The 1,504-nt window shown below is 68.7% G+C and carries 2 protein-coding genes; one reads left to right on the plus strand and one right to left on the minus strand.

Translation table 11 applies throughout. The features are described 5' to 3' along the window. Positions 1–219 (plus strand): hypothetical protein (locus G3I53_RS05735; RefSeq protein ID WP_164438085.1); only part of this gene is annotated, 219 nt, incomplete at its 5' end. A 115-nt stretch (positions 220–334) separates the two neighbouring features. On the opposite strand, the gene G3I53_RS05740 is transcribed toward G3I53_RS05735, so the two are convergent. Continuing rightward, on the minus strand, positions 335–1,504 hold a 1,170-nt coding region (locus tag G3I53_RS05740), incomplete at its 5' end, for an Ig-like domain-containing protein (RefSeq protein ID WP_164438086.1).

A 1,504-nucleotide genomic window follows, 5' to 3' on the forward strand; every position in this document is an offset into this window, starting at 1 on the left:
TGCACCGAGGGCTGGGCCCCCGCTCCCGGCCAGGACACTCCGGGGGGCATACCGCTGCTGGCGGCCCACCCGGCCGCCTGCGACGCGGTGGCCGGCCTCCTGGGCTGCACGGAGGGCTGGGCCGCGGCGGCCTGTCGGCACGACTCGCCGGGAGCGGTGCTGACGGCCCGCCATCCGGAGCCGGCGACGGCCCTGGAGACCCTGCTCGCCGGCGCCTGACCCGGAGCGCACGCTCCGGGTCGACCCCGGAACGGCCGATGCCGCCGGCCTCCCCCGAGGGGGCGGGCGACGGCATCGGCCGGACGGCGGGTGGGACGGTGGCCTCAGAGGAGTCTCAGAGGGCCGAGCCCGCCTTCCACTGCTCCCAGTCCATGTTCCAGCCGTTGAGGCCGTTGTCGGGGGCGATGGTCCGGTCGCCGGTGTTCTGGACGACGACCACGTCACCGATCATCGAGTTGTTGTAGAACCAGGCGCCCGGGGTGTTCGGGTCGTTGGCGCCCTTGGTGTCGGCCAGACCCACGCAGCCGTGGCTGGTGTTGGCGCTGCCGAAGATGGACTTGGCGCCCCAGTAGTTGCCGTGGATGAAGGTGCCGGAGGTGCTCAGGCGCATGGCGTGCGGCACGTCCTTGATGTCGTACTCGCCCTTGCCGTCGTCGTCGGTGAAGCCGACGGTCGCGCCGTTCATCCGGGTCTCCTTGAACTTCTCGGAGATCACCATCTGGCCCTCGTACGTCTTGTTCTCGGGCGAACCGGCGGAGATCGGGATGGTCCGGACGGTCTTGCCGTCCCGCGTGACCTTCATCTGCTTGGTCTTCGCGTCGACGTAGGAGACCTGGTTGCGTCCGATCTTGAAGGTGACCGTCTTCTGCTGAACGCCGTAGACGCCCTCGGCACCCTCGACGCCGTCGAGCTCCAGCTTCAGGGTGACCGTGGAGCCGCCCTTCCAGTAGTCCTCGGGACGGCAGTCCATGCGGTTGGCGTTGAACCAGTGACAGGCGACCTCCTGGCCGCTGTCGGTGGAGACGGTGATGCCCTTCTGGACATCGGCCTTGTTGGTGATCGCCTTGTCGAAGTTGATGGACACCGGCATGCCGACACCCACCGTGGTGCCGTCGTCCGGGGTGAAGTTGCCGATGAAGCTGTTGGCCGGCGAGACGGTGGTGAACGAGGCGTTCTCGTGCGCCGCGCGGCCCTTGGAGTCCTCGGCGGTCGCGGTCAGCTTGTAGGTGGTGGCCCGCTCCAGCTGGCCGGTGGGCTTCCAGGACTTCTTGTCCGCGGATATCTGTCCCTCGACGGCCTTGCCGTCGGCGGTCGTCATCTTCACCTCGGTGAGCGTGCCCTTGGCGACGGCGACGGCGGCGGAGTTGTTGATGGAGGCGTTGTCGGTGCCGTCCTTGGGCGTGATCTTGATCTGGGCCTCGGACGACTTCTTGGCCGCTGCCTCGTCGACCTGTGCCTGCGAGGTGTCGTTGCCCTTGTCCCCGTCGCTGTCGCCACCGCCGGA

Origin of the sequence: Streptomyces sp. SID14436 (genome assembly GCF_010548465.1) — a bacterium.
In the GTDB taxonomy this organism is placed as follows: domain Bacteria; phylum Actinomycetota; class Actinomycetes; order Streptomycetales; family Streptomycetaceae; genus Streptomyces.